This window comes from Caenimonas sedimenti (assembly GCF_007833165.1).
Taxonomy (GTDB): Bacteria; Pseudomonadota; Gammaproteobacteria; order Burkholderiales; family Burkholderiaceae_C; genus Ramlibacter; species Ramlibacter sedimenti.
The window spans coordinates 258,895-282,884 of record NZ_VOBQ01000003.1 but is presented as its reverse complement, the minus strand read 5'-3'; the positions used below and the strand labels follow the sequence as shown (position 1 = coordinate 282,884).

Annotated in this window: 24 protein-coding genes and 1 tRNA gene; 8 read left to right on the top strand and 17 right to left on the bottom strand. The window is 66.3% G+C overall.

Annotated features, from left to right (window positions below; translation table 11 throughout):
• Both FN976_RS04625 and FN976_RS04620 read left to right on the top strand, forming a co-directional pair.
• Window positions 1–581: type 2 periplasmic-binding domain-containing protein (locus FN976_RS04625; RefSeq protein WP_489885025.1), on the top strand; the 581-nt coding region annotated here is incomplete at its 5' end.
• Window positions 582–591: 10 nt separating this feature from the next.
• The gene (locus FN976_RS04620; protein WP_145891448.1) at window positions 592–1,143 is read left to right on the top strand and encodes an NUDIX hydrolase; all 552 of its coding nucleotides are present in this window, start codon (window positions 592–594) and stop codon (window positions 1,141–1,143) included.
• A 25-nt stretch (window positions 1,144–1,168) separates the two neighbouring features.
• On the opposite strand, the gene FN976_RS04615 is transcribed toward FN976_RS04620, so the two are convergent.
• The 15 genes from FN976_RS04615 to FN976_RS04545 form a co-directional block, all read right to left on the bottom strand.
• Complete coding sequence (locus FN976_RS04615; RefSeq protein WP_145891446.1) at window positions 1,169–3,424, bottom strand: serine/threonine-protein kinase; 2,256 nt, start codon at window positions 3,422–3,424, stop codon at window positions 1,169–1,171.
• A 61-nt stretch (window positions 3,425–3,485) separates the two neighbouring features.
• A complete protein-coding gene (locus FN976_RS04610) occupies window positions 3,486–4,592 on the bottom strand; it encodes a type VI secretion system-associated FHA domain protein (protein ID WP_145891444.1) in 1,107 nt (368 codons plus the stop codon).
• An 18-nt stretch (window positions 4,593–4,610) separates the two neighbouring features.
• Entirely contained in the window at window positions 4,611–5,504 is an 894-nt protein-coding gene (locus FN976_RS04605) for an adenylate/guanylate cyclase domain-containing protein (RefSeq protein ID WP_145891442.1), read from the bottom strand.
• Window positions 5,505–5,666: 162 nt separating this feature from the next.
• Window positions 5,667–5,743: transfer RNA gene (locus tag FN976_RS04600), tRNA-Pro, on the bottom strand.
• A 41-nt stretch (window positions 5,744–5,784) separates the two neighbouring features.
• Window positions 5,785–6,231 (bottom strand): MerR family transcriptional regulator, encoded by a 447-nt coding sequence (locus FN976_RS04595; protein WP_145891440.1) that lies wholly within the window; start codon window positions 6,229–6,231, stop codon window positions 5,785–5,787.
• 134 nt (window positions 6,232–6,365) lie between these two features.
• Entirely contained in the window at window positions 6,366–6,707 is a 342-nt protein-coding gene (locus FN976_RS04590) for an integration host factor subunit alpha (protein WP_145891438.1), read from the bottom strand.
• Window positions 6,708–6,750: 43 nt separating this feature from the next.
• A complete protein-coding gene (gene pheT, locus FN976_RS04585) occupies window positions 6,751–9,168 on the bottom strand; it encodes a phenylalanine--tRNA ligase subunit beta (RefSeq protein WP_145891436.1) in 2,418 nt (805 codons plus the stop codon).
• Between the two features lie 5 nt (window positions 9,169–9,173).
• Window positions 9,174–10,235 (bottom strand): phenylalanine--tRNA ligase subunit alpha, encoded by a 1,062-nt coding sequence (pheS, locus tag FN976_RS04580; protein WP_145891434.1) that lies wholly within the window; start codon window positions 10,233–10,235, stop codon window positions 9,174–9,176.
• 72 nt (window positions 10,236–10,307) lie between these two features.
• A complete protein-coding gene (rplT, locus tag FN976_RS04575; protein WP_145891432.1) occupies window positions 10,308–10,667 on the bottom strand; it encodes a 50S ribosomal protein L20 in 360 nt (119 codons plus the stop codon).
• Between the two features lie 26 nt (window positions 10,668–10,693).
• A complete protein-coding gene (rpmI, locus tag FN976_RS04570; RefSeq protein WP_145891430.1) occupies window positions 10,694–10,897 on the bottom strand; it encodes a 50S ribosomal protein L35 in 204 nt (67 codons plus the stop codon).
• 154 nt (window positions 10,898–11,051) lie between these two features.
• Complete coding sequence (gene infC / locus FN976_RS04565) at window positions 11,052–11,657, bottom strand: translation initiation factor IF-3 (protein ID WP_145891427.1); 606 nt, start codon at window positions 11,655–11,657, stop codon at window positions 11,052–11,054.
• An 88-nt stretch (window positions 11,658–11,745) separates the two neighbouring features.
• The gene (gene thrS / locus FN976_RS04560) at window positions 11,746–13,653 is read right to left on the bottom strand and encodes a threonine--tRNA ligase (protein WP_145891425.1); all 1,908 of its coding nucleotides are present in this window, start codon (window positions 13,651–13,653) and stop codon (window positions 11,746–11,748) included.
• A gap of 183 nt (window positions 13,654–13,836) precedes the next feature.
• Window positions 13,837–14,034: a hypothetical protein gene (locus FN976_RS04555; protein ID WP_145891423.1), complete on the bottom strand. Its 198-nt coding sequence runs from the start codon at window positions 14,032–14,034 to the stop codon at window positions 13,837–13,839.
• A gap of 143 nt (window positions 14,035–14,177) precedes the next feature.
• Window positions 14,178–15,488, bottom strand: a complete 1,311-nt coding sequence (aceA, locus tag FN976_RS04550) for an isocitrate lyase (protein WP_145891483.1) — start codon at window positions 15,486–15,488, stop codon at window positions 14,178–14,180.
• A gap of 266 nt (window positions 15,489–15,754) precedes the next feature.
• Window positions 15,755–16,201 (bottom strand): gamma-glutamylcyclotransferase family protein, encoded by a 447-nt coding sequence (locus tag FN976_RS04545; RefSeq protein WP_145891421.1) that lies wholly within the window; start codon window positions 16,199–16,201, stop codon window positions 15,755–15,757.
• Window positions 16,202–16,287: 86 nt separating this feature from the next.
• On the opposite strand from FN976_RS04545, the gene FN976_RS04540 reads away from it, so the two are divergent.
• Complete coding sequence (locus FN976_RS04540; RefSeq protein ID WP_145891481.1) at window positions 16,288–17,160, top strand: DMT family transporter; 873 nt, start codon at window positions 16,288–16,290, stop codon at window positions 17,158–17,160.
• Between the two features lie 45 nt (window positions 17,161–17,205).
• Here FN976_RS04540 and FN976_RS04535 read toward each other — a convergent pair whose 3' ends face one another.
• Window positions 17,206–17,700 carry an Lrp/AsnC family transcriptional regulator gene (locus tag FN976_RS04535; protein ID WP_145891419.1) on the bottom strand — a complete coding sequence of 165 codons (495 nt, stop codon included), beginning with the start codon at window positions 17,698–17,700 and terminating at the stop codon, window positions 17,206–17,208.
• Between the two features lie 90 nt (window positions 17,701–17,790).
• Between FN976_RS04535 and yedA the strand changes: the two genes are divergently transcribed.
• Window positions 17,791–18,696 (top strand): drug/metabolite exporter YedA, encoded by a 906-nt coding sequence (yedA, locus tag FN976_RS04530; protein WP_145891417.1) that lies wholly within the window; start codon window positions 17,791–17,793, stop codon window positions 18,694–18,696.
• Between the two features lie 132 nt (window positions 18,697–18,828).
• A complete protein-coding gene (locus FN976_RS04525) occupies window positions 18,829–19,281 on the top strand; it encodes an SWIB/MDM2 domain-containing protein (protein WP_145891415.1) in 453 nt (150 codons plus the stop codon).
• A gap of 73 nt (window positions 19,282–19,354) precedes the next feature.
• Here FN976_RS04525 and FN976_RS04520 read toward each other — a convergent pair whose 3' ends face one another.
• Window positions 19,355–21,049 carry a thiamine pyrophosphate-binding protein gene (locus FN976_RS04520; protein WP_145891413.1) on the bottom strand — a complete coding sequence of 565 codons (1,695 nt, stop codon included), beginning with the start codon at window positions 21,047–21,049 and terminating at the stop codon, window positions 19,355–19,357.
• Window positions 21,050–21,086: 37 nt separating this feature from the next.
• On the opposite strand from FN976_RS04520, the gene FN976_RS04515 reads away from it, so the two are divergent.
• The 3 genes from FN976_RS04515 (at window position 21,087) to FN976_RS04505 (ending at window position 23,987) form a co-directional block, all read left to right on the top strand.
• Window positions 21,087–21,737, top strand: coding sequence for a TetR/AcrR family transcriptional regulator (locus FN976_RS04515; RefSeq protein ID WP_145891411.1), 651 nt, complete (start codon window positions 21,087–21,089; stop codon window positions 21,735–21,737).
• Window positions 21,738–21,836: 99 nt separating this feature from the next.
• Window positions 21,837–22,811: a tripartite tricarboxylate transporter substrate binding protein gene (locus FN976_RS04510; protein ID WP_145891409.1), complete on the top strand. Its 975-nt coding sequence runs from the start codon at window positions 21,837–21,839 to the stop codon at window positions 22,809–22,811.
• Window positions 22,812–22,823: 12 nt separating this feature from the next.
• Window positions 22,824–23,987: a Gfo/Idh/MocA family protein gene (locus FN976_RS04505; protein WP_145891407.1), complete on the top strand. Its 1,164-nt coding sequence runs from the start codon at window positions 22,824–22,826 to the stop codon at window positions 23,985–23,987.
• Window positions 23,988–23,990 lie beyond the last annotated feature (3 nt).

Here is a 23,990-nt window from a genome sequence, read left to right as displayed (position 1 = left end):
CCGACGACCTGAAGGGCATGAAGGTGCGCGGCCCGACACGGCAGATCACCAAGATGCTCGGCTACGTCGGCGCCACCCCGGTGGGCATGCCGCTGCCGCAGATCCCCGATGCGCTGTCCAAGGGCACCATCGATGGCTGCGTGATCCCGTGGGAGGTGGTGCCCTCGGTGAAGGTGCATGAGCTGACCAAGTTCCACAGCGAGTTCGAGAACTCCGGTGGCGCGCTTTACACGACCACGTTCGTGATGAGCATGAACAAGGCGAAGTACAACTCGCTGGCGCCGGACCTGAAGAAGATCATCGACAACAACTCCGGCATGGCCACGTCGGCCTGGCTGGGCAAGACGCAGCAGGGCAACGATCCCCTGGGCCGCAAGGCCGCGGAGGACCGCAAGAACCAGATCTACCAGATCACGGCCGCGGATGCCCAGGAGTTCAAGCGCAAGGCGCGCCTGGTCGAAGTCGAATGGGTGCAGGACATGGACAAGCGCGGCCACGACGGCAAGAAGCTGCTGGAAACGGCCCGCGCGCTGATCGACAAGCACGGCAAGGCGGCCGCGGCCCCGGCCAAGAAGGCGTGACAATCGCGGGGTGACGACCTTCCGAAGCCCCATCAAACACTGCCGCAATTGCGGCACCGCCGTCGTCTACCGCCTGCCGGACGACGGCGACACGCGCGAGCGCGCGGTCTGCCCCAACTGCGACACGATCCACTACGAGAACCCGCTGAACGTGGTCGGGACGGTGCCGTATTGGGGCCGGCAGGTCCTGCTTTGCAAGCGCAACATCGAACCCCGGTGGGGCAAGTGGACGTTGCCGGCCGGCTTCATGGAACTCGGTGAGTCCACCGAACAGGGTGCGGCCCGCGAGACCACTGAAGAGGCCGGCGCGCAGTTCGAGATGGAGGGGCTGTTCACCGTGCTGAGCGTGCCGCGCGTGGGCCAGGTCCACCTGTTCTACCGGGCGCGCCTGCTGAGCGAAGTGTTCGACCCGGGCCATGAAACGATCGAGGCCCGCTTGTTCGATGAAGAGCAGGTTCCCTGGGACGACATCGCCTTCCGGACCGTGCACGAGACGCTGAAGCGCTTCTTCGACGACCGGCGGGCCGGGCACTTCGGCGTGCACAACCTCGACATCGTCTAGGCCGGGAGCGCTTCCTCCCCGGCCCCTATTGCGGGCCCTGGCGCTGCTTGCTTTCCTCGCGCAGGCGGATTTCCTCGCGCCGCTTCACACACAGCGGGTGGTTGCGGGTGCCGGGCTTGTCGCACTGCTCGGCCAGGCAAAACTCGCGCGACAGGAACACCTTGTCGCGGCATTGCTCGACGGGGCTGCTGCCAGCGTTCACCGCTGGTGCCGCCGGCGGCGGGACGGGGCGCGGTGGCGGCGCCGGCGGCTGGTCGTCCGACCGGGGGACGGGCGCCGTGAATATCGGCCGGCTTGGCTCGGAAGCCGGTGCCCCGGGCCGCGCCGATGGCCGCGCGCTGGCGGGACGGCGGGCCTGACTGGCGGCGGCGGCGCGGGCGCTCGCTGAGCCCGCGGGCATGCTCGCCCCCGGAGTGGGTGCGATCACGAAGGGAGGCGGGCTGGCCGGCGGGGCAACGACCACAGGCGCATTTGCGGCAACAGGAGGCGCATCAGCTTGAGGGACTGGCTGGGGGGCGGCCGCGACGGGTTCAGGGGCTGAAGCGGCCGGCGTCGGGACGGCGACGACAGGCGGTGCGCTGCCGCCGCGGCTGAACATGACAGCCAAGGCGATCCCCGCGGCCACGAAAATGCCGATGCCCGCCAGCACGGCAACGGGCACCTTCTGGCGCGGCGCCGGCGCTGCGGTCTCGTCATCATCCATCGCACGCTTGCCGGCGCTCACGCCAGGGGTGCGGGCTGCGGGGGTTGCGGCGGCGGGCGCCGGCCGGGCTTCGGCTTTCACCGCGGGTTCAGTGACGTCCTGCGCTGGAGCGGCCGAGCCGATCGTCGTCGCCTCCTCCGAGGCCAGCACCTTGGCGGCGAACGCCTCGGCCTGTGCCAAAGGCGTGAGCGGAGCGGGTTCGGTGCTGTCGTAGGGCACGCCGGGGCGCGGCTCGATGACAGTCTTGGTGTAGTCCTCTTCGTCACTGAAAACCGAGGAGGAAGCGGGAGCAGGCGCCACGAAGGTGGTCGTCGCCACGAAAGCCGGCGCGGACGGATTCGTCGGTTCGCGGCTGGGAAGAAACGGCCGCGAAGAGTCGGAGCGCAGGCGCGTGGCCTCCATGTCCTGGTCGGCGGCACCGCCGATTCCGGGCTGCGTGCCTCCGCCGAAATTCGTCGAGTCACCGGACTGCCCCGAGAGCCGCCGCAAGCGGCGGCGCGCGAGGTCGGCGTAGATGCCGGCCGGAAACTTCTCCAGGAAACCCTCGAGTTCCTCGGCGTCCGTGGAGTCCTTGACGTCCTTCCAGTAGACCAGCTCCAGTTCCTGGGTGACGGCGCTGACGGTTCCCGTGTTGGTCCCCCCGCCAGGCCGCGTCATGCTGCCGGGCACCGAGCGGCCCCCCCGCGAGTTCGTGCCCTGCGGTTCGACCTTCTTGTTCGGGTTCTCCGGCGGCACCACCGTCTGGTCCTCGGCGCGCCGGATGGCGGATTGCAGCGCGACAGCGAAATCACGCGCCGTGGCGAAGCGCTCATCCCGGCCCTTGGCCAGCGCCCGCGCCACCACCGCATCGAGCGCCGGCGGCAGCCGCGCATTGAACGAGCTCGGCGCCGGCGGGTTGTGCCCGATGATCTGGTGGATGATGGAGAAGTCGTTGTCGCCGTCGAACGGGCGCTTGTCGGTGAGCAACTGGTACAGCACGATGCCCACGGAGAACAGGTCGGCCCGCGAGTCGATCTTCTGGCCCTGCACCTGCTCGGGGGCCATGTACTTCAGCGTGCCGACCATGCTGCCCTGGGTGCGGGTGGCGTCGCCCGAATCCTGGATGCGCGCGACGCCGAAGTCGGTGAGCTTGACCCGGCCGCCCGGTTCGATCAGCAGGTTCGCCGGCTTGATGTCGCGGTGCACGATGCCCTGCTTGTGCGCATAGTCGAGCGCGGACAGCAGGTCGCGGATGATCTTGAGGGACTGCTCCAGCGAATAGCGCACGCCCCGGTCCAGGTGGTGCTTGAGGTCGTCGCCCTGGATGTATTCCATGACCAGGAAGGCGATGTCGCCGTCGCGGTCCGAGTCGTAGACGCTGACGATGTTGGGGTGCTGCAGCCGCGCGGCCGAGCGTGCCTCGGTACGGAAACGATGCTCGTATTCCGCGGCGGCTTCTTCGGACAGGTTTTCGACCTTGACGGTCTTGATCGCGACGCGCCGGTCCAGGTTGGGATCGCGCCCCTCATAGACCACACCCATGGCGCCCTTGCCCAGCACCCGGATCAGTTCATAGCGGCCCAGCTTTTTCAGACTCACTTCAGCACTGCCGTGGGTAACAGGTAGAAACCCATTCTAGCCTTGCTCTCGCGCGGACCGGTCACCGTCGTTTGGCGGCTGTGTCGCGTTTCACACGGAGGAACTCCCGGATGTAGGCATCGACGAAGTGGCGGTCCAGCACGCGCTGCACCCATTGCTCCATCACCTGGCTCTGTTCGCCGTAATCCTTGACGAAGGCGTCCCAGGCCCGGGACGACTCGAAGAGGCGTCCTCCGGTGCCCAGCAGGCGCGTCTTCAGGGTCTCCGGATTGAACTCATCCAGCGTTCCGCGCACGGCTTCGCGCGATGCGAGGGCGACCGCCTGCTGGTGCGCCAGCACGTCCGCCACGATGTCGCCGACGGCACGGTCGGGCTGCACGAAACCGGCCGCGGCGATGCGGCCGCCGAACAGGTAGAAAAGCTTGGCCTCCGGCGGCATGTCCATCCGCAAGGGGTTGCTGTCCTTGGCGCCGATCATGGTGCGGTCTTCGGCGTGCAGCTCCTGCTTGGTCGCGGAGGCGCCCTGCGCGGCCTGCATCAGCCCCGCCAGCGCGATGCGCGTCAGGCGGCCGATGGTTTCCAACTCGCCGTCGCTCAACGCGGGCGCGCGCGTGGGATCGAGACCGAGGCCCTGGAAGAACGACTTCAAATCCGTCGCGGCCCCGAGGCTGTCGGCATGCAGCGCGCCGCTGGGCGAGCCCGGGCCGAACGTGCTGCCGAAGCCCCAGTCACCGAACGGATCGTCGTCCGTGGGCGCCGGCACGGTGTCCATCGCCTCCATCATCCCGCGGACCGCCGAGGTGGAATTGGCGGTCTCGCGCTCGAGCATCTCCCAGGGGTCCGCCGCTGGCGCGTCGCCGGAAACCATCGAGACGGTGACGCGATAGGACGACAGCAGCAGGGCTTCACCAACATGGAGTACGCCGCGGCCGCCGGGCGGCACCTCGCCGCCCGGGAGGTCGACCCCGTTCACGACGGACAGGACGTGGAAGTGCAGCTGCTCGGCCTCGTTCCAGACACTCAGGTGCCGGCGCGACACATTGCGCTCCGGGTCGGCCAGGCAGATCGTGCAGTCAGGGTCACGCCCCAGGATGAGCGCGGGGTCGCCCGGGTTGAGCCGGCGCGTGAAGTCCAGGCCCGGGCCGGCGATGTGCAGTTCCAGCGCCACGGGGAGGGGTCCTGCCGGTCAGGCCTTGACCGCGAAATGCGCCGATGGGGCGTCTTCCGCTTCGCGTTCGCAGCCGAACGTGATCTGGCCGTTGCCCACGAGGTAGAGCTCGGTGCGGCGCAACACCACCGGCTCGCTCTGGTTGCCCACGTAGACCCAGGTGCCGAAGCTCGAGACGTCGCTCAGCACGTACTGGCCGCCCCGCCATTCGATGGTGGCGTGGATGCGGGACACGCGCGAGTCGTTCACGGACAGGCTGGCCGAGGTGGAGCGGCCGAGCGTCATGCGCTCGCTGCGGGGGGTGAGCCGCACGGTCTGCCCCGCGGCAGTGACCTCGAGGTGGCCCTGCTGTGAGGGCGGCGAGAACATCGACGCGCCCATCACGGTGGCGTCGGTTTCGTGTTCGGGCTGCCATTGCACGCTGAAGACTTCCGACGCCTCGGTCTTGCCGCGCAGGTACATCGGCCCCAGGCTGCGCAACTGGGCCTGGTGGGCGGCGCTCAGCGCATCGCGCACGCGCTGCGTGGTGAGGATCTGGTCGGCACCGGCCAGGTCGGCCAGGCGGGCGGCACTGTTGACGGCGTCGCCGTAGCAGTCACCTTCGATCTCCACCACCTCGCCCGACTCGATGCCCATCTGCATCTGGACCGGATTGCCCAGGCCGCCCGGCACCAGCGGCTTTTCGACCAGCCGCTTCTGGATCGCCACGCAGGCCGTCAACGCATCGCCTTCCACCGGGAATACGACGAACAAACCGTCCCCGAGCAGCTTGACCACGCGGCCGTTGTGCTGTTCGAACGTCTTGGAGAGCGCCGTGGTGAGCTGGGTGACGAAGCGCCCGGCGGTCTCGTCGCCGAGCCGCTCGAAGATGCCGGTGCTCCCGACCAGGTCAGCGAATACGACAGTGGGCACGGTGGCGGCTCAGTCCCCGGTTATGTTTTCGTCTCGGCGCATGCTCGATCATTTTATGCCCGCTTGTGCAGCCCTCTTGTGCTGCATATCACCGCTTATACCCGCAACCCCAAAAGACGAAGCCGGCAGACCCCGAAGGACCTGCCGGCTTGCTGATGTCGCTGGTCGGCGTGGCGGGATTCGAACTCGCGACCCCTTGCACCCCATGCAAGTGCGCTACCAGGCTGCGCTACACGCCGAGCCCGCCATTATAGCCAGCACGGCGGGCCGTGCCCGCACATCAATGCACCGCGTTCAGCAAGTCACGGATCTCGAACAGTTCGCGCTTCAGCAACTGCAGCTTCTGCGTCATCATTTCGCGCTCCTCGGCGGGGCCGTCGTCGAAGGCCTCGATCGGGGAGTCGTCCATCTCGATCACTTCCACCCCTTCGAGCATGACTTCACCGGCGCGGCGCTTGTCGCGCTCGACCTGCACGATCTCCTGCAGCTTGTTGCGCGCGCCGCTGATCGTGAAGCCCTGGTCGTACAGCAGGTCCCGGATGCGCCGGATCATCAGCACCTCGTGATGCTGGTAGTAACGGCGGTTGCCGCGGCGCTTCATGGGCCGCAACTGCGTGAATTCCTGCTCCCAATACCGTAGCACGTGCGGCTTGACGCCGCATAGCTCGCTGACCTCACCGATGGTGAAGTAGCGCTTGGCGGGTATGGCTGGGAGGCCTTTCTCCATTGAAATCAATCTTGTAGGAGAGAAAGCTGCTAGGTTACTCTAACTGGTGCCGGAAGCAAAGACCGCCCCGCCGGCCTGCCGCCAGGCGTTGCTTTTTCGGGTGCCGGACGGTCATCCCCGCCCAGCCATCCGCTCTACCCCGGATTGGGGTCGGTGGGACCGCCGGCGCCCTGGATCTGCTCCTTGAGCTTGTGGCTGGCGTGGAACGTGACGACCCGGCGCGCGTCGATGGGGATCGCCTCCCCCGTGCGCGGGTTGCGGCCCGGCCGCGGCGCCTTGGTGCGGATCTGGAAATTGCCGAACCCGGAAATCTTGACGTCCTGGCCATCCACCAGGCTGGCGGCGATGAGGTCGAAGAACGCGTCGATCATGTCCTTCGACTCGCGCTTGTTCAGGCCGATCTGCTCGAACAGCAGCTCCGCGAGCTGGGCCTTGGTGAGTGCCGGCGTCTCCAGGCTCTCGACGGCAAACTCCATGATGTCCTCTCGCGTTCTTGTTGTTGTCAGGTCGGCCAATGCGTCATCCCCTCAGGCGGCCACCGAGATCGCCGGCGATGCGCTCGACCACCGCGCGCACCGCCGCATCGATCTGTTCGTCGGTCAGTGTGGCTTCGGCACTCGCCAGCGTCAAGCGCACCGCCAGGCTTTTTTCGTTGGCTGCCAGCGCGGGCGTGGCCTGCTTCGGCTTGTAGACGTCGAACAGCCAGGCATCGCGCAGCAGGCCCTTCGTGTCGGCCGCATGGATCGCGGCCATCAACGCCGCATGGTCCACGTTGTCGGCCACGATGACGGCGATGTCGCGCTCCGCCGGCTGGAACTTGGGCACGGGCTCGAACACCGGGATCCGCCTCTCGGTGACGGCCTCGAGATCCAGCTCGAACAGCACCGGCGGGTGTGGCAGCTCCCATTGCTGGCGCCAGCGCGGGTGCAGCTCGCCCACCACGCCGACCTGGCGGCCGCCGAGCAGGATCGCGGCGCAGCGCCCCGGGTGCAGCGCCGGATGGCTGGCGGCCACGAACTCAGCGCGCGCGGGGGACAGGAGCGCCTCGACGTCCCCCTTGGCGTCGTAGAAATCGCTCCCCGGCGTCTTGCGGCCCCACTGCAATCCGTCCGGCTCGCCATAGGCCAGCCCGGCCACCTTCATCGGCTGGCGCACGCCATGGACCGTGGTGTCGCTGGTCGGCACGCCGGCGTCGCGCGCGAACACGCGGCCCAGTTCGAACACGCGCACGCGCTCGGCCTTGCGGTCCAGGTTGAACTTCAGCACCTGCAGCAAGGAGCCGAGCAGGGAGGAGCGCATCACGCTCATCTGGCTGGCAATCGGGTTCAGCAGCTGGATCGGGTTGGCGTTGCCGGCGAGGTCACGCTCCCAGTGCGCTTCGACGAAACTGAAATTGATGGTTTCCTGGTAGCCCAGCGCCGCCAGCAGGCGTCGCGTGGCAAACCGGTTGCGGCGGTTCTCGGGCGGCAGCTTGGCGGTGATCGGCGCCAGCGGCGGCGTGGTGGGCAGGTTCGCGTAGCCGACGATGCGCACGACCTCCTCGATCAGGTCTTCCTCGATCGTCAGGTCAAAGCGGTACGCGGGCGGCGTGACGGTCACATTGCCGCGGTCGGCTTGCGCCGGCAGTCCGAGGCGCCGGAACGCGTCAAGGCACTGCGCTTCGGTCACGGGCATGCCGATGACCTTGGCCGCGCGCGCCACCCGCATGTGGACGGGCTTGCGCTCGGGCAGCTGGACGACCTGGTCGTCCATGGGCCCCGCTTCGCCGCCGCAGATATCGAGGATGAGCCGGGTGATGTGCTCGATGTGCTCGACGGTCAGGCTCGGGTCGACCCCGCGCTCGAAGCGGTGACCGGCATCGGTGGAGAAGTTGTAGCGGCGCGAACGCCCCTGCACCGCCTCGGGCCACCAGAAGGCCGCCTCCACGTAGACATTGCGGGTCGCGTCCGAAACGGCCGTCGCGTCGCCACCCATGATGCCGGCGAGCGATTCCACCTCGACATCGTCCGCGATGACGCCGACCTTGCCGTCCACCTCGATGGTGGTGCCGTTCAGCAGCTTCAGCTGCTCGCCAGGGCGGCCCCAGCGCACGTCGAGGGCGCCGTGGATCTTGTCGTAATCGAAGATGTGCGAAGGCCGTCCGAATTCGAACATCACGTAATTGGAAATGTCGACCAGGGCGGTCACGCTGCGCTGGCCGCAGCGGGCCAGGCGGTCCACCATCCATTGCGGCGTCTTCGCGGTGGTGTCCACATTGCGGATGATGCGGCCAGAGAAGCGGCCGCACAGGTCGGGCGCGCTGACCTTCACCTTGAGCTTCGCGTCGTGCACCGGCGGGACTGGTGGGAACGCGGGCTGAACAAGGGGCGCGCCGGTCAGCGCCGCCAGTTCGCGAGCCACGCCGTAGACGCTGAGGGCATGCGCCAGGTTCGGCGTGAGCTTGAGCGTGAAGACGTGATCGTCGAGCTGCAGCGTCTCCCGGACGTCCTGGCCCAGCCGGGCTCCGGCGTCCAGTTCCAGCAGGCCGCCATGGTCGTCGCTCAGCTTCAGCTCACGCGCGGAGCACAGCATGCCCTGGCTCTCGACGCCGCGCAGCTTGCCCAGTTTGATGGCGAAGGGCTGGCCGTCCTCGCCGGGCGGCAATTCGGCGCCCACCAGCGCGCAGGGCACTTTGATCCCGACGCGCGCATTCGGCGCGCCGCAGACGATGTTCAGCAGTGCGCCCTGCCCCACGTCCACCTGACAGACCCGCAGGCGGTCAGCATTGGGGTGCTGGGCGGCTTCCTTGATCTCACCAACGACGACCTTCGTGAACGGCGGCGCGACCGGGCGGAGTTCTTCCACCTCCAACCCGCCCATGGTGAGCGTGTCGGCGATTTCCTGGGCAGACAACGGTGGGTTGCAAAAGGCGCGAAGCCACGACTCTGGGAATTGCATGGGGCTTAGCGGAATTGCTGGAGGAAACGGATGTCGCCATCGAAGAACAGGCGCAGGTCGTTCACGCCATAGCGCAGCATGGTCAGGCGGTCCGGGCCCATGCCGAAAGCGAAACCGATGAACTTCTCGGGGTCCAGGCCCATGTTGCGCACCACGGTCGGGTGCACCTGGCCGGAACCCGCGACCTCGAGCCAGCGGCCGGCCAGCGGCCCGCTCTGGAACTGGATGTCGATCTCGGCGCTGGGCTCGGTGAACGGAAAGAAGCTGGGCCGGAACCGCAGCGCCAGGTCGTCGCTCTCGAAGAAGGTGCGGCAGAAGTCCGTGAAGACGACCTTCAGGTCCTTGAAGCTCACGTTCTCGCCCAGCCACAGGCCTTCGCACTGGTGGAACATCGGCGAGTGGGTGGCGTCGCTGTCGACGCGGTAGGTGCGGCCCGGGGCGATGACGCGGATCTCGGGCATGGCCTCACCGCGCTTCACCGCTTCGGCGAACTTCTTGACGTGCTGGTGGGCGTAGCGCACCTGCATCGGGCTGGTGTGCGGGCGCAGGTTGTAGTGGATGCCGTCGTCGCCCTGCATGTCGACGTAGAACGTGTCCTGCATCGACCGCGCCGGATGGTTCGGCGGGTTGTTCAGCGAGGTGAAGCTGTGCCAGTCGCTTTCGACCTCGGGGCCGTCGGCCACGTCGAAGCCCATGCTGGCGAAGATCTGCTCGATGCGCTCCATGGTCAGGCTGACCGGGTGCAGCCCGCCGGGTTCGCGCAGTCGGCCGGGCAGGGAGACATCGAGCGCTTCCGCTTTCAATTGCGCTTCGAGCTCGGCGTCCGCCAGGGCCTGGCGGCGCTCGGCGAGCGCCTGCTCGATCGCCTGCTTGGCCTGGTTGATCGCGGCGCCGCGCGCCTTCTTCTCGTCCACGGGCAGCGCGCCCAGGCCCTTCATCAGCTCGGTGATGCGGCCGGCCTTGCCGGTGAACTGCGCCTTGGCGTTTTCCAGGTCGGCTGGCGTGGAGGCACCCGCGAATGCGCTGCGGGCGCTCTCGACGACGGAAGCCAGATCGTTCGTGGTCATAAATGAAAAAGAGGCTAGCGCCCTTGCAAGCCCTAGCCTCTGGAGTGTGTTGCCTGGGTAGTGTGGACCGACTCAGGCAGCCAGCTTGGCCTTGACTTGTTCCACGATGCCGGTAAACGCGGCGGGGTCGTGATAGGCGATATCGGCGAGGACCTTGCGGTCGATGTCGATGCCGGCCTTGCGGATCCCGTTGGCGAACTGGCTGTAGGTCAGGCCGTTGGCGCGGGCCGCGGCGTTGATACGCGCGATCCACAGCTGACGGAAGACGCGCTTCTTGGCGCGGCGGTCGCGGTAGGCATACTGCCCCGCCTTCATCACCGCTTCTTTGGCGATGCGGTAGACGTTACCGCGGCGGCCGCGGAAACCCTTGGCGAGTGCGAGGACCTTCTTGTGTCGGGCGCGAGCCGTGACACCACGTTTGACGCGAGGCATGTGTGTTCTCCTTCTTCGTCTGGTGGTTACAGGCCCGCGAACGGCAGCATCTGCGCCATGTGACCCATGTTGGTCTCATGAACGCTGACAGGGCCGCGCAGGTGGCGCTTGTTCTTGGTGGACTTCTTGGTCAGGATGTGACGCTTGAAGGCCTGGCCGCGCTTGACCGTCCCGCCGGGACGGACGCGGAAGCGCTTTTTCGCTCCGCTCTTGGTCTTCATCTTGGGCATTTCTGCTCCTTCTAATTTGTGCTCGTGAGGCGCCGCGGATGTTTCCGCGTCTTGGAGGCCCCGAGCCACTAATGCGGCGGGCTTGCGCCCGCCTTTTTGTTCACCACGGACGACCAGCCCGTGGATCTTCAAAACTTTCCGATCCCCTGCCCGCTCAAGCCGTCGTCGTCGCGGCCGCCGCTTCGGCGGCCTTCTGCGCGCTTGGCTTGCGCTTGCCCGGCGCGATCATCATGATCATCTGCCGGCCCTCCAGCTTGGGGAACTGCTCCACGAGGATGGTGTCCCCGAGGTCGTCCCGAAGGCGCTGCAACAGCGCCATGCCGATTTCCTGGTGCGTGATCTCGCGGCCGCGGAAGCGGAGCGTGATCTTGCACTTGTCGCCTTCTTCCAGGAACCTGCGGATGTTGCGCAACTTGATGTTGTAGTCGCCGTCATCCGTGCCCGGGCGGAACTTGACTTCCTTGACCTCGATGACCTTCTGCTTCGACTTCGCCTCGGCCGCCTTCTTCTGCTCCTGGTACTTGAACTTGCCGTAGTCCATCAACCGGCACACGGGCGGGTTGGCGGTGGCGGCAATTTCGACCAGGTCAACGTCTGCCTCGCCTGCCATGCGCAGGGCTTCGGACAGGCTGACGATGCCCAGGGGCTCGTTGTTCGGCCCGGAGAGCCGGACCTCCGGGGCCATGATTTCCCGGTTCAGGCGGTGCTTGCGTTCCTCGCGTTGGCGGCGGTCGCGAAAGTCAGTAGCGATGGTCTCTATTCCTTCAAATCAATGACTGTCCTCAGACAGCGAAACCGCCCCAGTCCGCGCTTCAGAGCAGGAAAGCAGACTCGTCCCGGAAGGTGAATCAGCTCTTGCTGGCGATGTCGGAGGCGACTCTTTGGGAGAACGCTTCGAGGGACATCGCACCGAGGTCCACATTGCCCCGGGCGCGCACTGCGACGGCACCAGCCGCCCTCTCTTTCTCGCCGACGACGAGGAGGTAAGGCGGCTTTTGCAACGAATGCTCGCGTATTTTATACGTTATTTTCTCGTTGCGCAGGTCGAGCTCCACCCTAAGCCCTTGATTTTGCAGAGCTTTGGCGACTTCCCGGGCGTAATCGGACTGCGAATCCGTGATGTTCAGCACGACCGCCTGCACCGGCGCCAGCCAGGCCGGCAGCGCGCCGGCGTGGTGTTCGACCAACATCCCGATGAACCGCTCCAGGCTGCCCACAATGGCCCGGTGCAGCATGACGGGGTGGGCCCGGCCGCTGGTTTCGGTCACGTATTCGGCGCCCAGACGCTCGGCCGTATTGAAGTCCACCTGCATCGTGCCGCACTGCCACTGCCGGCCCAGGGCATCCTTCAGGGTGTATTCGATCTTCGGGCCGTAGAAGGCGCCGTCGCCCGGCGACACCACGAAATCGACACCCGAGCGGCGCAGCGACTCCATGACCGCATGCTCGGCCTTGTCCCACAGCTCATCCGAGCCGACGCGGTTCTCCGGCCGCGTGGCGACCTTGTAGAGGATGTCCGTGAAGCCGAAATCTCGGTAGACCTGCTGCAGCTTGGCGGTGTAGGCGACGCATTCGTCGAGGATCTGGTCTTCCGTCACGAAGGCATGGCCGTCATCCTGCGTGAAACCGCGCACCCGCATGATGCCGTGCAAGGCGCCGGAGGGCTCGTTGCGGTGGCACTGGCCGAATTCACCGTAGCGCAGCGGCAGGTCGCGGTAGCTGCGCATGTGCGACTTGAAGATCAGCACATGGCCGGGGCAGTTCATCGGCTTGAGCGCGTAGTCGCGCTTTTCGCTCTCGGTGACGAACATGTTCTCGCGGTAGTTCTGCCAGTGGCCCGTCTTCTCCCAGAGGCTCTTGTCGAGGATCTGCGGGCCCTTCACTTCCTGGTAGCCCGTGTCCTTGTAGACCTGCCGCATGTACTGCTCGACGGCCTGCCAGATGGCCCAGCCCCTGGGGTGCCAGAACACCACGCCCGGCGCGACGTCGTCGATGTGGAACAGGTCGAGCTCACGGCCGAGCTTGCGGTGGTCGCGCTTTTCGGCCTCTTCCAGCATCGTCAGGTACTGCTGCAGCTCGTCCTTCGTCGCCCAGGCCGTGCCGTAGATGCGTTGCAGCATCTCGTTGCGGTGGTCGCCGCGCCAGTAGGCGCCCGCCACCTTCATGAGCTTGAAGAATTTCAGCTTGCCCGTGCTCGGCACGTGCGGCCCGCGGCACAAATCCTCGAAGCCGCCCTCGGCGTACAGCGAAACGTCCTCGCCGGCCGGGATGCTGCCGATGATCTCGGCCTTGTAGTGCTCGCCCATACCCTTGAAATGCGCCACCGCCTCGTCGCGCGGCAGCACACGCCGCGTGACGGGCTCGTCCTTGGCCGCGAGTTCCGCCATGCGCTTCTCGATGGCGACCAGGTCTTCGGGCGTGAAAGGCCGCTTGTAGGAGAAGTCGTAGAAGAACCCGTTCTCGATCACCGGTCCGATGGTGACCTGGGCTTCGGGAAACAGCTCCTTCACCGCATAGGCCAGCAGGTGCGCCGTCGAGTGGCGGATGACGTCCAGCCCCTCAGGATCCTTGGCCGTCAGGATCGCGAGCTTGGCGTCGGCGGTGATGGGATGGCTCGTGTCGACGACCTTGCCGTCGACCTTGCCGGCCAGCGCGGCCTTGGCCAGGCCGGCGCCGATGGAGGCGGCGACTTCGGCCACCGTCACGGGGCCGGGGAACTCACGGCGCGAGCCGTCGGGGAGCGTGATCTGGATCATGGTGAAAAGCGTTTCGGCAAACAAAAAAGCGCGGGACAAGCCGCGCTTTTTCAGTTGGGTGGAAGCAACTCAGTGCACGCGACGACGCGGCCGCTAGCGGGCCGTGGACCTTTCCGGGGTAGTTCGCGGTGTCATAACCAAGGTGCCTTTCTCGCTCTTGCTGCAAGGATTCGAGCCGGGATTCTAACCCGCGGGCACGAATCCCACACCGCCGCAGCGGGGGCAATCCGTGATGACGGTCTGCTTCTCGACTTCGAAATGCTCGTTGATGTTCTCGCTGTCGATGCGCAGCTCACCGGTGCCGCTGCATTCGGGGCAGCGCTGCTGGTTGAGCTTGCTGGCGTCGAAGACACCGGTCTTTTCGTCTGTCGATGCGCTCATGGCCGGTCCCCGCTCTGTTTTCGTACAGGCCCAAATGTACTGAGGAATCCGGGAAAGGCAAAACCGGCCGCCGGGCCGGCCAAAAAAAAGCCCGCGGGCTGGCCGCGGGCGATTCGATGAGAAAAGTAGCGGGGGCGCGGCGCTCAGGCTGCCTTCTTGTGGTCGTCGAAGAACTGCTCGTCTTCGGTCGAACCCTTCAGCGCGGCCGTGGAGGCATTCGCCTCGATCGTCGTGGTGACCGCGTCGAAATAGCCCGTGCCCACCTCGCGCTGGTGCTTGACGGCGGTGAAGCCCTTGTCGGCGGCGGCGAACTCGGCCTGCTGCAGCTCGACGAAAGCCGTCATGTTGTTGCGGGCATAGCCGTAGGCCAGGTTGAACATCGAGTAGTTCAGGCTGTGGAAGCCGGCCAGCGTGATGAACTGGAACTTGTAGCCCATGGCGCCGAGTTCCTTCTGGAACTTGGCGATGGTGGCGTCGTCGAGGTTCTTTTTCCAGTTGAAGGAAGGCGAGCAGTTGTAGGCCAGCAGCTTGCCGGGGAACTTGGCGTGGATCGCGTCCGCGAACTGCTTGGCGAAGGCCAGGTCCGGCGTGCCGGTCTCGCACCAGATCAGGTCGGCGTACTCGGCATACGCCAGGCCGCGGCTGATGGCCTGCTCGGCGCCGTTGCGGCTGCGGTAGAAGCCTTCGACCGTGCGCTCGCCGGTGAAGAAAGGCTTGTCGTTCTCGTCGACATCGGTGGTCACCAGGTCGGCGGCTTCGGCATCGGTGCGGGCCAGCAGGATGGTGGGGGTGCCCATCACGTCGGCGGCCAGGCGGGCGGCGACCAGCTTCGACACCGCTTCGCGGGTCGGCACCAGCACCTTGCCGCCCATGTGGCCGCACTTCTTGGCGGCGGCCAGCTGGTCTTCGAAGTGCACGCCGGCGGCGCCCGCTTCGATCATGGCCTTCATCAATTCGAAAGCGTTCAGCACGCCGCCGAAGCCGGCTTCCGCGTCCGCCACGATCGGGGCGAAGTAGTCCACGAAGCCTTCGTCGCCGTGGCTCTTGCCCTCGCTCCACTGGATCTGGTCAGCGCGGGCGAAGGTGGCGTTGATCTTCTTCACGACCTTCGGCACGGAATCCACCGAATACAGCGACTGGTCGGGGTACATCTCGCCATTGCTGTTGGCGTCGCCCGCCACCTGCCAGCCGGACAGGTAGATGGCCTTCAGGCCGGCCTTGACCTGCTGCATGGCCTGGTTGCCCGTGAGCGCGCCCAGCGTGTTGACGAAGGGCTCCGTGTTGATCAGGTTCCACAGCTTTTCGGCGCCACGCTTCGCCAGCGTGTGCTCCACCTGCAGGGAGCCGCGCAGGCGCACGACGTCGGCAGCCGAGTAGCCGCGCTTGATGCCTTTCCAGCGCGGGTTCTCGGCCCAGTCTTTTTCCAGTTGGGCGATCTGCTGTTCGCGGGTCAGGTGGGTCCAGTTGCTCATTTGCTTTCACTCCGAAGGTTGCGTTGGGAACCGTTGCGGCCTGCACGGATGCAAGTGCAGTGCCGATGGGTGAACTGTAAGTCTTGTACAAGACCTTGTGAAGCTCTTATGTCTTATACAAGACACAAATTATCGTCAATGAATTCAATGGGTTACGGACAATATTCCTCAATGCGGAAAACTCTTTCTTGTATTGAGAAAATTTGGCGCGCCGCAGCATTGCTATTTTTTGCAATACGAAAAGCTTTTCACGGCTGGTGAAACAGGATCCAGTCGCCATGCCCGATCGACTGCTTGCCGCGCGCGCGTGCCGCATTGATCTCGTACACCAGGCACCGGATCGGGCGGCCCTGCACCGAAACGGGAACCTCGCGCTTGAAATACTCGCTCTCGGGTCCCGGGACGATCTGCTCGATCCCGTCCAGGACCTGTTCGAGCTCGGGCGTGACGCGGTAGACCTCGCCAACGACGGTGACCGCTTCCTCGCCGCCCAGCGTGAGGCCGGGATACCAGTCGATGTGGTACAGGATGCCTTGCACCTCGCCCATGCCCACGTAGTCGGGCGCCGGCTCCAGGCGGTTGATGTCGTTCCGGCCGCCGCGGCGCAGCGTGCCGTAGACGAAGACGTGGCGCCGGGCCCCATCGGATTCGCGCAGCGAATCCGCGGGGTGCGGTTGCGGGTCGGCTTCAGGCATGATGCGGCGTTTTTCGCGAACAGGCGCCATTCTCGGTGAGCTTCGTCCCCAATCGCCCGCTGGCCTATGGCTGCCTCGCCCTCAGCATGGCGCTGGTGGGCAGCTACGTCGCCCTCTCCAAGCCATTGGCGGCCGCCATCCCCGTGTTCCTGCTCGCCTGGCTTCGCTTCGGCATCGGCGGCACCGCCATGCTGCATTGGCTGCGCCGGCCGGCGAACGAAGCGCCCATGACCGCCCGCACGCGCAAGCTGCTGTTTCTCGAGTCCTTCCTCGGCAACTTCCTGTTTTCGATCTGCATGCTGTTCGGCGTGAGCCTGACCAGCGCCGTTTCCGCGGGTGTGATCATGGCGTCCATCCCCGCGGTCGTCGCCATCCTGAGCTGGCTCTTCCTGCGCGAACGGATCGCGCCCCGCGTCTGGGGCGCGGTGGCCTGCGCGGCTTTCGGGATCGCGCTGTTGGCGGCCGGCAAAGCCGAAGAACGAGGCGGAGCCGCCTCGGCCGACGCGCAATGGGCCTGGCTCGGCAACCTGCTGGTGTTCGGCGCGGTCCTGTGCGAAGCGGCCTATGCGGTGATCGGCAAGGCGCTGACCGGCGCGCTGGGGCCCAAGCGCATCACCGCGCTGATCAACCTCTGGGGTTTCGCGCTGGTGACGCCGTTCGGGATCTGGGCGGCCTTGCAATTCGATTTCGGCTCGGTCCAGGGCCACACCTGGCTGCTGCTGCTGTTCTATTCGCTGGCGGCCAGCGTCTGGACGGTGTGGCTCTGGATGACCGGACTGAAGGTCGTGCCCGCGGCCCAGGCCGGCGTTTTCACCGTGATGCTCCCGGTCTCCGCCGCGGCGGTGGGCGTGCTCGCCCTCGGCGAGAGCCTCGGCGGCCTGCAACTGCTGGCGTTGGCGATCGCGCTGGCCGGGGTGGTTCTGGCGACGTGGCGCCCTGGATCCCCACGTACGCCTTAGCTCCTCGCGCGGGGATGACAGGTCGCAAGGACCGCTTCGCGGCCCTCAGCGACCTGTCACCTTCCGGATCGCGGGTTTGATGTTCTCCCGCCGGGCCGGCAGGACGGCGGCATGCTCGCGCGGCGTGTTCAGCACGATGGAAGTGGATGTCTCCGTCAGGATGCAGAACTTGGTGACGACCGCGTCGAGGTGCTCGACATCGATGACCGCGATTTCCAGGATCCAGCTGTCTTCCCCAGTCACGTTGAAGGCGTTCACGACCTCGGGCGTCTGCTCGATCAGCTTGACGACCCGGGCGTATTCCACCCGGCCCACGCGCACGATGGCCCGGATGCCATAGCCCAGGCGCTGGTAGTCCACCACCGCCCGGTAGCCTTTGATGAAGCCGGCCATCTCCAGCTTGCGCACGCGCTCGGTCACGGCCGGCTGGCTCAGGTGCACCTGCCGGCCGAGCTCCGCCATGGTGATGCGCGCGTCGCGCTGCAATTCCCCCAGGATGCGGGCGTCGTAGGCGTCGAGCTCTGGAACTTCGGTCGGCATGCGGATCTACCTTGAAATCAACGGCCGCGACAGCCGCGGACCTTCAATGATGCATGGAAGACGGCCATCGGGCAATTTAGCATCGTGGACATGAACAGCGCCGTCCTCTCCTCGCGCCCTGCCCCTCGCGCCTCGCTCCTGCTGCCCGCCCTGCTGGCCTGCTATGTGATCTGGGGGTCCACCTACCTCGCCATCCGCCTGGCGCTGGTGAGTTTCCCGCCCTTCTTCCAGATGGGCACGCGCTTCCTCGCCGCCGGCGTGCTGCTGATGGCCTGGGTGGCCTGGAAGAGGCGTCCACTGCCCACGGTCGCACAGTGGCGCAACGCGCTGGTCATCGGGACCCTGATGCTGGGTGGCGGCATGGGCCTGGTGGCCAGCGCCGGGCAGCACATCGGCTCCGGCCTCATCGCCGCCTTCATCGCCATCGTCCCCATGCTGGTCTGCGGCTGGGGCCTGCTGTTCGGTCAGCGCCCCAGCCGCCTCGAGTTCGCCGGCATGGCGGTGGGCGTGGCCGGCGTCCTGCTGCTGGTGCAAGGGGCCAGCTTTTCGGCGGCGCCCGTGGGCATGGCGTGCATCGCAGGCGCGACGCTGGCCTGGTCGCTGGGCTCGGTGCTCTCGACGACGCGCCTGCCGCTGGCCGCGGGCCCCGCCGGCTTCGCCAGTGAAATGTTGTGTGGTGGCGCGGTGTTGATGCTGATTTCTCTCGCGTTGGGTGAGCAGTTCACCGCACCGCCGCAGCCGCAGGCGCTTGCCGCATGGCTCTATCTCGTGGTGTTCGGCTCGCTCATCGCCTTCAGCGCGTACCTCTACCTGCTGGCCAATGCGAGTCCCGCGATGGCGACCAGCTACGCCTTCGTGAACCCCGTGATCGCGCTTTTCCTGGGCGTCGCCTTCGCCTCGGAGGCGGTTTCCAATGGCGAATGGCTGGCCTGCGGCGTCATCCTCTTCGGCGTTTTCCTGATCTTCAGAGGGAAAACAGCCAACGGGCCCGGATAAAAAAGCAACATCTCCCAATGAAAAAGCCTCGTTTCCGCTTGGAAACGGGGTTTTTCTCCTTTAGCATCCGCAGTGCCAGCGAGAGTGGCAGTTCCGCTGGTGGTTCTTATCAACTTCTAGAAGGAAATCAAAATGGCAACTGCGAAAAAGGCGGCGAAAAAAGCCCCGGCGAAGAAGGCGGCTCCGGCCAAGAAGGCGGCAGCGAAGAAGGCGGCTCCGGCGAAGAAGGCCGCAGCCAAGAAGGCGCCCGCGAAGAAGGCGGCTCCGGCCAAGAAGGCCGCAGCCAAGAAGGCGGCGCCCGCGAAGAAGGCAGCGAAGAAGGCTCCGGCCAAGAAGCGCACCCCCAACGCGGCGTTCATGAAGCCCCTGACCCCCAGCCCGCAACTCGCGGCCGTGGTGGGCTCCGCTCCGCTGCCCCGCACGGAAATCGTGAGCAAGCTGTGGGCGTACATCAAGAAGAACAAGCTGCAGGACGCGGTCAACAAGCGCATGGTCAATGGCGATGCCAAGCTGAAGGAACTCTTCGGCAAGGCCCAGGTGTCCATGTTCGAAATGGCCGGCCTCATCGGCAAGCACGTCAAGTAAGCGGCAACGCTTCTGACGACAAGGGCCGCGCATGCGGCCCTTTTTCATTTGGCGGCCGCTCGGGCGGCCCTCCTCATTTCTTCAAGGCGTTCGCGCGGATCGCACTCAAGGTGCCACGCGTGGTGATCACCTCGGGATCCAGCATCACCTCGATCAGCGTGCCCTGCTTCCGTTCGAGTGCCGCAAGCAGTTCGGGCTCGAACTCGGCCGTGCGCGTGATGCGGACACCGGCGTAGCCGTAGGCCCGGGCCAAGCCAACGAAATCCGGGTTCGCCAGTTCGGTGCCATGCACGTGCGTGGGGTAGTCGCGCTCCTGGTGCATGCGGATGGTGCCGTACATGCCGTTGTTCAGCAGCACGATGATGGACTTCGCGCCGTACTGCGCCGCCGTCGCCAGCTCCTGCCCGTTCATCAGGAAGTCGCCGTCGCCCGCCATCGTGAGCGCGACGCGTCCCGACACGATGTTGGCCGCGATGCCGGCCGGCACCCCATAGCCCATGGCCCCGACCGTCGGGGCGAGCTGCGTCTTGTGCCCCTTGGCCAGGCCGTGATGCTGGAAGAAGCGGTGCGTCCACGAAGCAAAATTGCCGGCGCCATTGGTCAGCACCGCATCGGCGGGCAGGTGCTTCGCCAACAGTCCGACGATGGCCGGCATGTCGATCTCGCCCGGCAGCGCCTGCGGCACGAGGTTGCCCTCGTAGTCGGCCCGCGCGGCTTCGGTCCAGGCGGTCCACGGCACCTCGGGCGGAGCGGTCAGCACTTCGAGCGAACGCGCCGCGGCGTTCATGGTCGCGTTGATCGCGAGGTCGGCCTGGTAGACGCGATTCAGCTCCTCGGCGCTGGCGTGGATGTGCACCAGCTTCTGCTTCGCCTTGGGCGGCGTCAGCAGCGTATAGCCGCCGGTCGTCATCTCGCCCAGGCGCGGACCGATGGCCAGGATGAGGTCGCTTTCCTTCACCCGCGCCGCCAGCTTCGGATTGATGCCGATGCCCACGTCGCCCGCGTACTGCGGATGATGGTTGTCGAAGGTGTCCTGGAAGCGGAAGGCATTGCCCACGGGCAGCTTCCAGTTCTCGGCGAAGCGCTGCAACGCTTGCGCGGCCTGCGGGGTCCAGCCGCCGCCACCGGCAATGACGAAGGGCTTCTGCGCGGCCAGCAGCATCTCGCGCAATTTGCGCAACGAGCCCGGGTCGCTCCAGGCTTCCACCGCCTCGACCTTGGCAACCGGTCGCGCGGCGGTTTCCTTCACCAGCATGTCCTCGGGCAGCACCAGCACCACCGGGCCGGGCCGGCCGTTCATGGCGGTGGCAAAGGCGCGCGCCACGTATTCAGGGATGCGGTCCGGCTCATCGATGCGCTCCACCCGCTTCGCCATGCCCTTGGTGCTGGGGCCGAAGAAGCTCATGTAGTCGACTTCCTGGAAGGCTTCGCGGTCGCGCTGGTCGCTGGCGACGTCACCGACGAACAGCACCATCGGCGTCGAATCCTGGAACGCGGTGTGCACGCCGATCGAGGCGTTGGTGGCGCCGGGGCCGCGCGTCACGAAGCACACGCCCGGCCGCCCGGTCATCTTGCCGGCGGCCTCCGCCATGTAGGCCGCGCCGCCCTCCTGGCGATTGATGATGAAGCGGATCTGCTCGCGGTAGGCGTGGAAGCCGTCGAGGACGGCGAGGTAGCTCTCGCCCGGCACGCCGAAGGCGTGCGTCACGCCTTGCGCCACCAGGCATTCGACGATGAGATGGCCGGCGATCTGCGATGTGGCTTGCATGCTTGACTTAATTAACTGGAAAGTGAATTATCGGCGCATGGCCAGAGACCCCATCGCCGTGCCCGAAGAGCGGATGCGCGACGCAGACCGCTCGCAGAGCACCATCTTAGCCGCCGCCCGCGATGAATTCGCCGAGTGCGGCCTGGGTGGCGCACGCATGGACCGCATCGCGGAACGCGCAGGCCTGAACAAGCGGCTCATCTACTACTACTTCGAGGACAAGGAGAAGCTGTTCCAGGCGGTGCTGGAGCAGGCCTACCGTGACATCCGCGAGGAGGAGATCAAGCTGCACCTGCTGGAGCTCGAGCCGGCGGCCGCCGTGCGGCGCCTGATCGAGTTCACGTGGGATTACTACCTCGCGCATCCCGAATTCATGACGCTGCTCAACAGCGCCAACCTGCACAAGGCCCGCCACCTCGCCGGATCGGAGCGCGCCCGCGAACTCAATTCCCCGCTGGTGGAAACACTGGCCGCCGTGCTGGAGCGCGGACGCCGGGAAGGCAAGTTCCGCGGCGGGGTCGATCCGGTACAGCTGTACGTATCGATCGCCGGCCTGTCGTACTTCTACCTGTCCAACAACCCCACGCTGTCGGCCATCTTCGGCCGCGACCTCCTGGCGCCGAAGGCCCGCAGCGAGCGCCTCTCCCACATGAGCGACGTGATCCTGGGCTACTTGCTGCGCAGCTGAGAAACCCGCTGGCGCCGGGGGGCTTGCGCCGGCTCGCGCTCGCCCTATAATTCACCAGTTAGTGAATTAGCCAGTCCACACCTCATCCAGGAGACATCGATGAAGCTGAACCGTCGCACCGTGGCCGCCGCCGCCCTCGCCTTCTTCGCACCCCTCGCCGCCTTCGCCCAGGCCGGCTACCCGAACAAACCCATTCGCGTGATCGTCCCGTTCGCCGCGGGAAGCACCACCGACATCATTGCCCGTGCGATCGCCGACAAGATGGGCCAGAGCATGGGCCAGCAACTGGTCATCGAAAACAAGGGCGGCGCCAGCGGCACCATCGGCCAGGCCCAGGTGGCGCAAGCCGCGCCGGACGGCTACACGATCATGGTGCACTCGTCGTCGCACACGGTCAGCCCGCATACCTTCGCGAAGCTGCCCTTCGACACCGAGAAGGACTTCGTGGGCATCACGCCGATCTCCTCCACGCCGAACGTGCTGGTGATGTCGCCCAGCAAGAACATCAAGACGCTGCAGCAGCTGCTGGCCGCGGCGCGCGCCAAGCCGGGCAGCATGAACTTCGCCTCGGCCGGCCAGGGCAGTGCCACACACCTGAACGCCGAGAAGTTCAAGCTGGCCGCCAGGATCGAAGCGACGAACATCCCCTTCAAGGGCTCGGCCGAAGCCGTGACCGAGGTGATGGCCGGCCGCGTCGACTATTACTTCTCGCCGATCGCCCCGGTGATCGGTCAGATCAGGAACGGGCAACTGGTGGCTCTCGCCGTGGGTTCGCCCAAGCGCGCCGCCGCCCTGCCGGATGTTCCCACGACGGCCGAAGCCGGCGTGCCCGGTTCCGAATTCAACTTCTGGATCGGCATGATGGCGCCGGCGAAGACCCCACCCGCCATCGTCCAGCGGCTGCAGGACGAAGTGGTGAAGGCCCTGGCCACGCCCGAGGTGAAGGAACGTTTCGCCACGCTGGGCGCCGACGCCTGGACGCTCGAGCCGGCCGCCTTCGACGCGTACATCCGCGAGGAAATCAAGAGCAACGCCGCGCTGGTGAAGGCTGCTGGCCTGCAGGTCACGCAGTAAGGGACGACGACCATGGCTACCCAACGACTCGGAATCATCATGCACGGCGTCACCGGACGCATGGGCATGAACCAGCACCTGATCCGCTCCATCGTCGCCATCCGCAACCAGGGCGGTGTCACGCTCTCGAACGGCGACAAGGTCATGCCGGACCCCATCCTCATCGGCCGCAACGCCGAGAAGATCGAGGCCCTGGCCCGCGCGCACAAGATCGAGCGCTGGGGCACGGACCTCGACAAGGCGCTGCAGAACAAGGACGACACGGTTTTCTTCGACGCCGGCACGACGCAGATGCGTCCGACGCTGCTGGCCAAGGCGCTGCGCGCCGGCAAGCACGTGTACTGCGAAAAGCCGATCGCCACGACCCTGGGCGAAGCCGTCGAAATCGCCAAGACCGCGGAAGCGTCCGGCCTGAAGCACGGCGCCGTGCAGGACAAGCTGTTCCTGCCCGGCCTGCGCAAGCTCGACATGCTGCGCCGCTCCGGCTTCTTCGGCCGCATGCTGTCGCTGCGGCTGGAGTTCGGCTACTGGGTCTTCGAGGGTGACCTGCAGCCGATCCAGCGTCCCAGCTGGAACTACCGGGCCGAGGACGGCGGCGGGATGATCCTGGACATGATGTGCCACTGGCGCTACGTGCTCGACAACCTGTTCGGCGAAGTCAAGTCCATCTCCTGCACCGCGGCGACCCACATCCCGCGCCGGTGGGACGAAGCCGGCCAACCGTATGACGCCACCGCCGACGACGCCGCCTATGCGACCGCCGAATTGATCGGCCACAACGGCGAACCCGTCATCGCGCAACTGAACATGTCGTGGGCCACGCGCGTACGGCGCGACGACCTCGTCACCTTCCACGTCGACGGCACGCACGGTTCGGCCGTGGCAGGCTTGACGGACTGCCGCGCCCAAAGCCGCGTGACGACCCCGCGGCCGGTCTGGAATCCGGACGTCAAGCAGACCATCGACTTCTTCGACGGCTGGCAGGAAGTGCCCGACACCCAGACCTACGACAACGGCTTCAAGATCCAGTGGGAGCACTTCATCCGCCATGTGGTGGAAGACGCACCCTACAAATGGACCCTGCCGGAAGGCGCCAAGGGCGTGCAGCTGGTCGAGGCGGCCCTGCAAAGTTCCAAGGAACGCCGCTGGGTGGACGTGCCCGCATTGAACTTCTGAGAG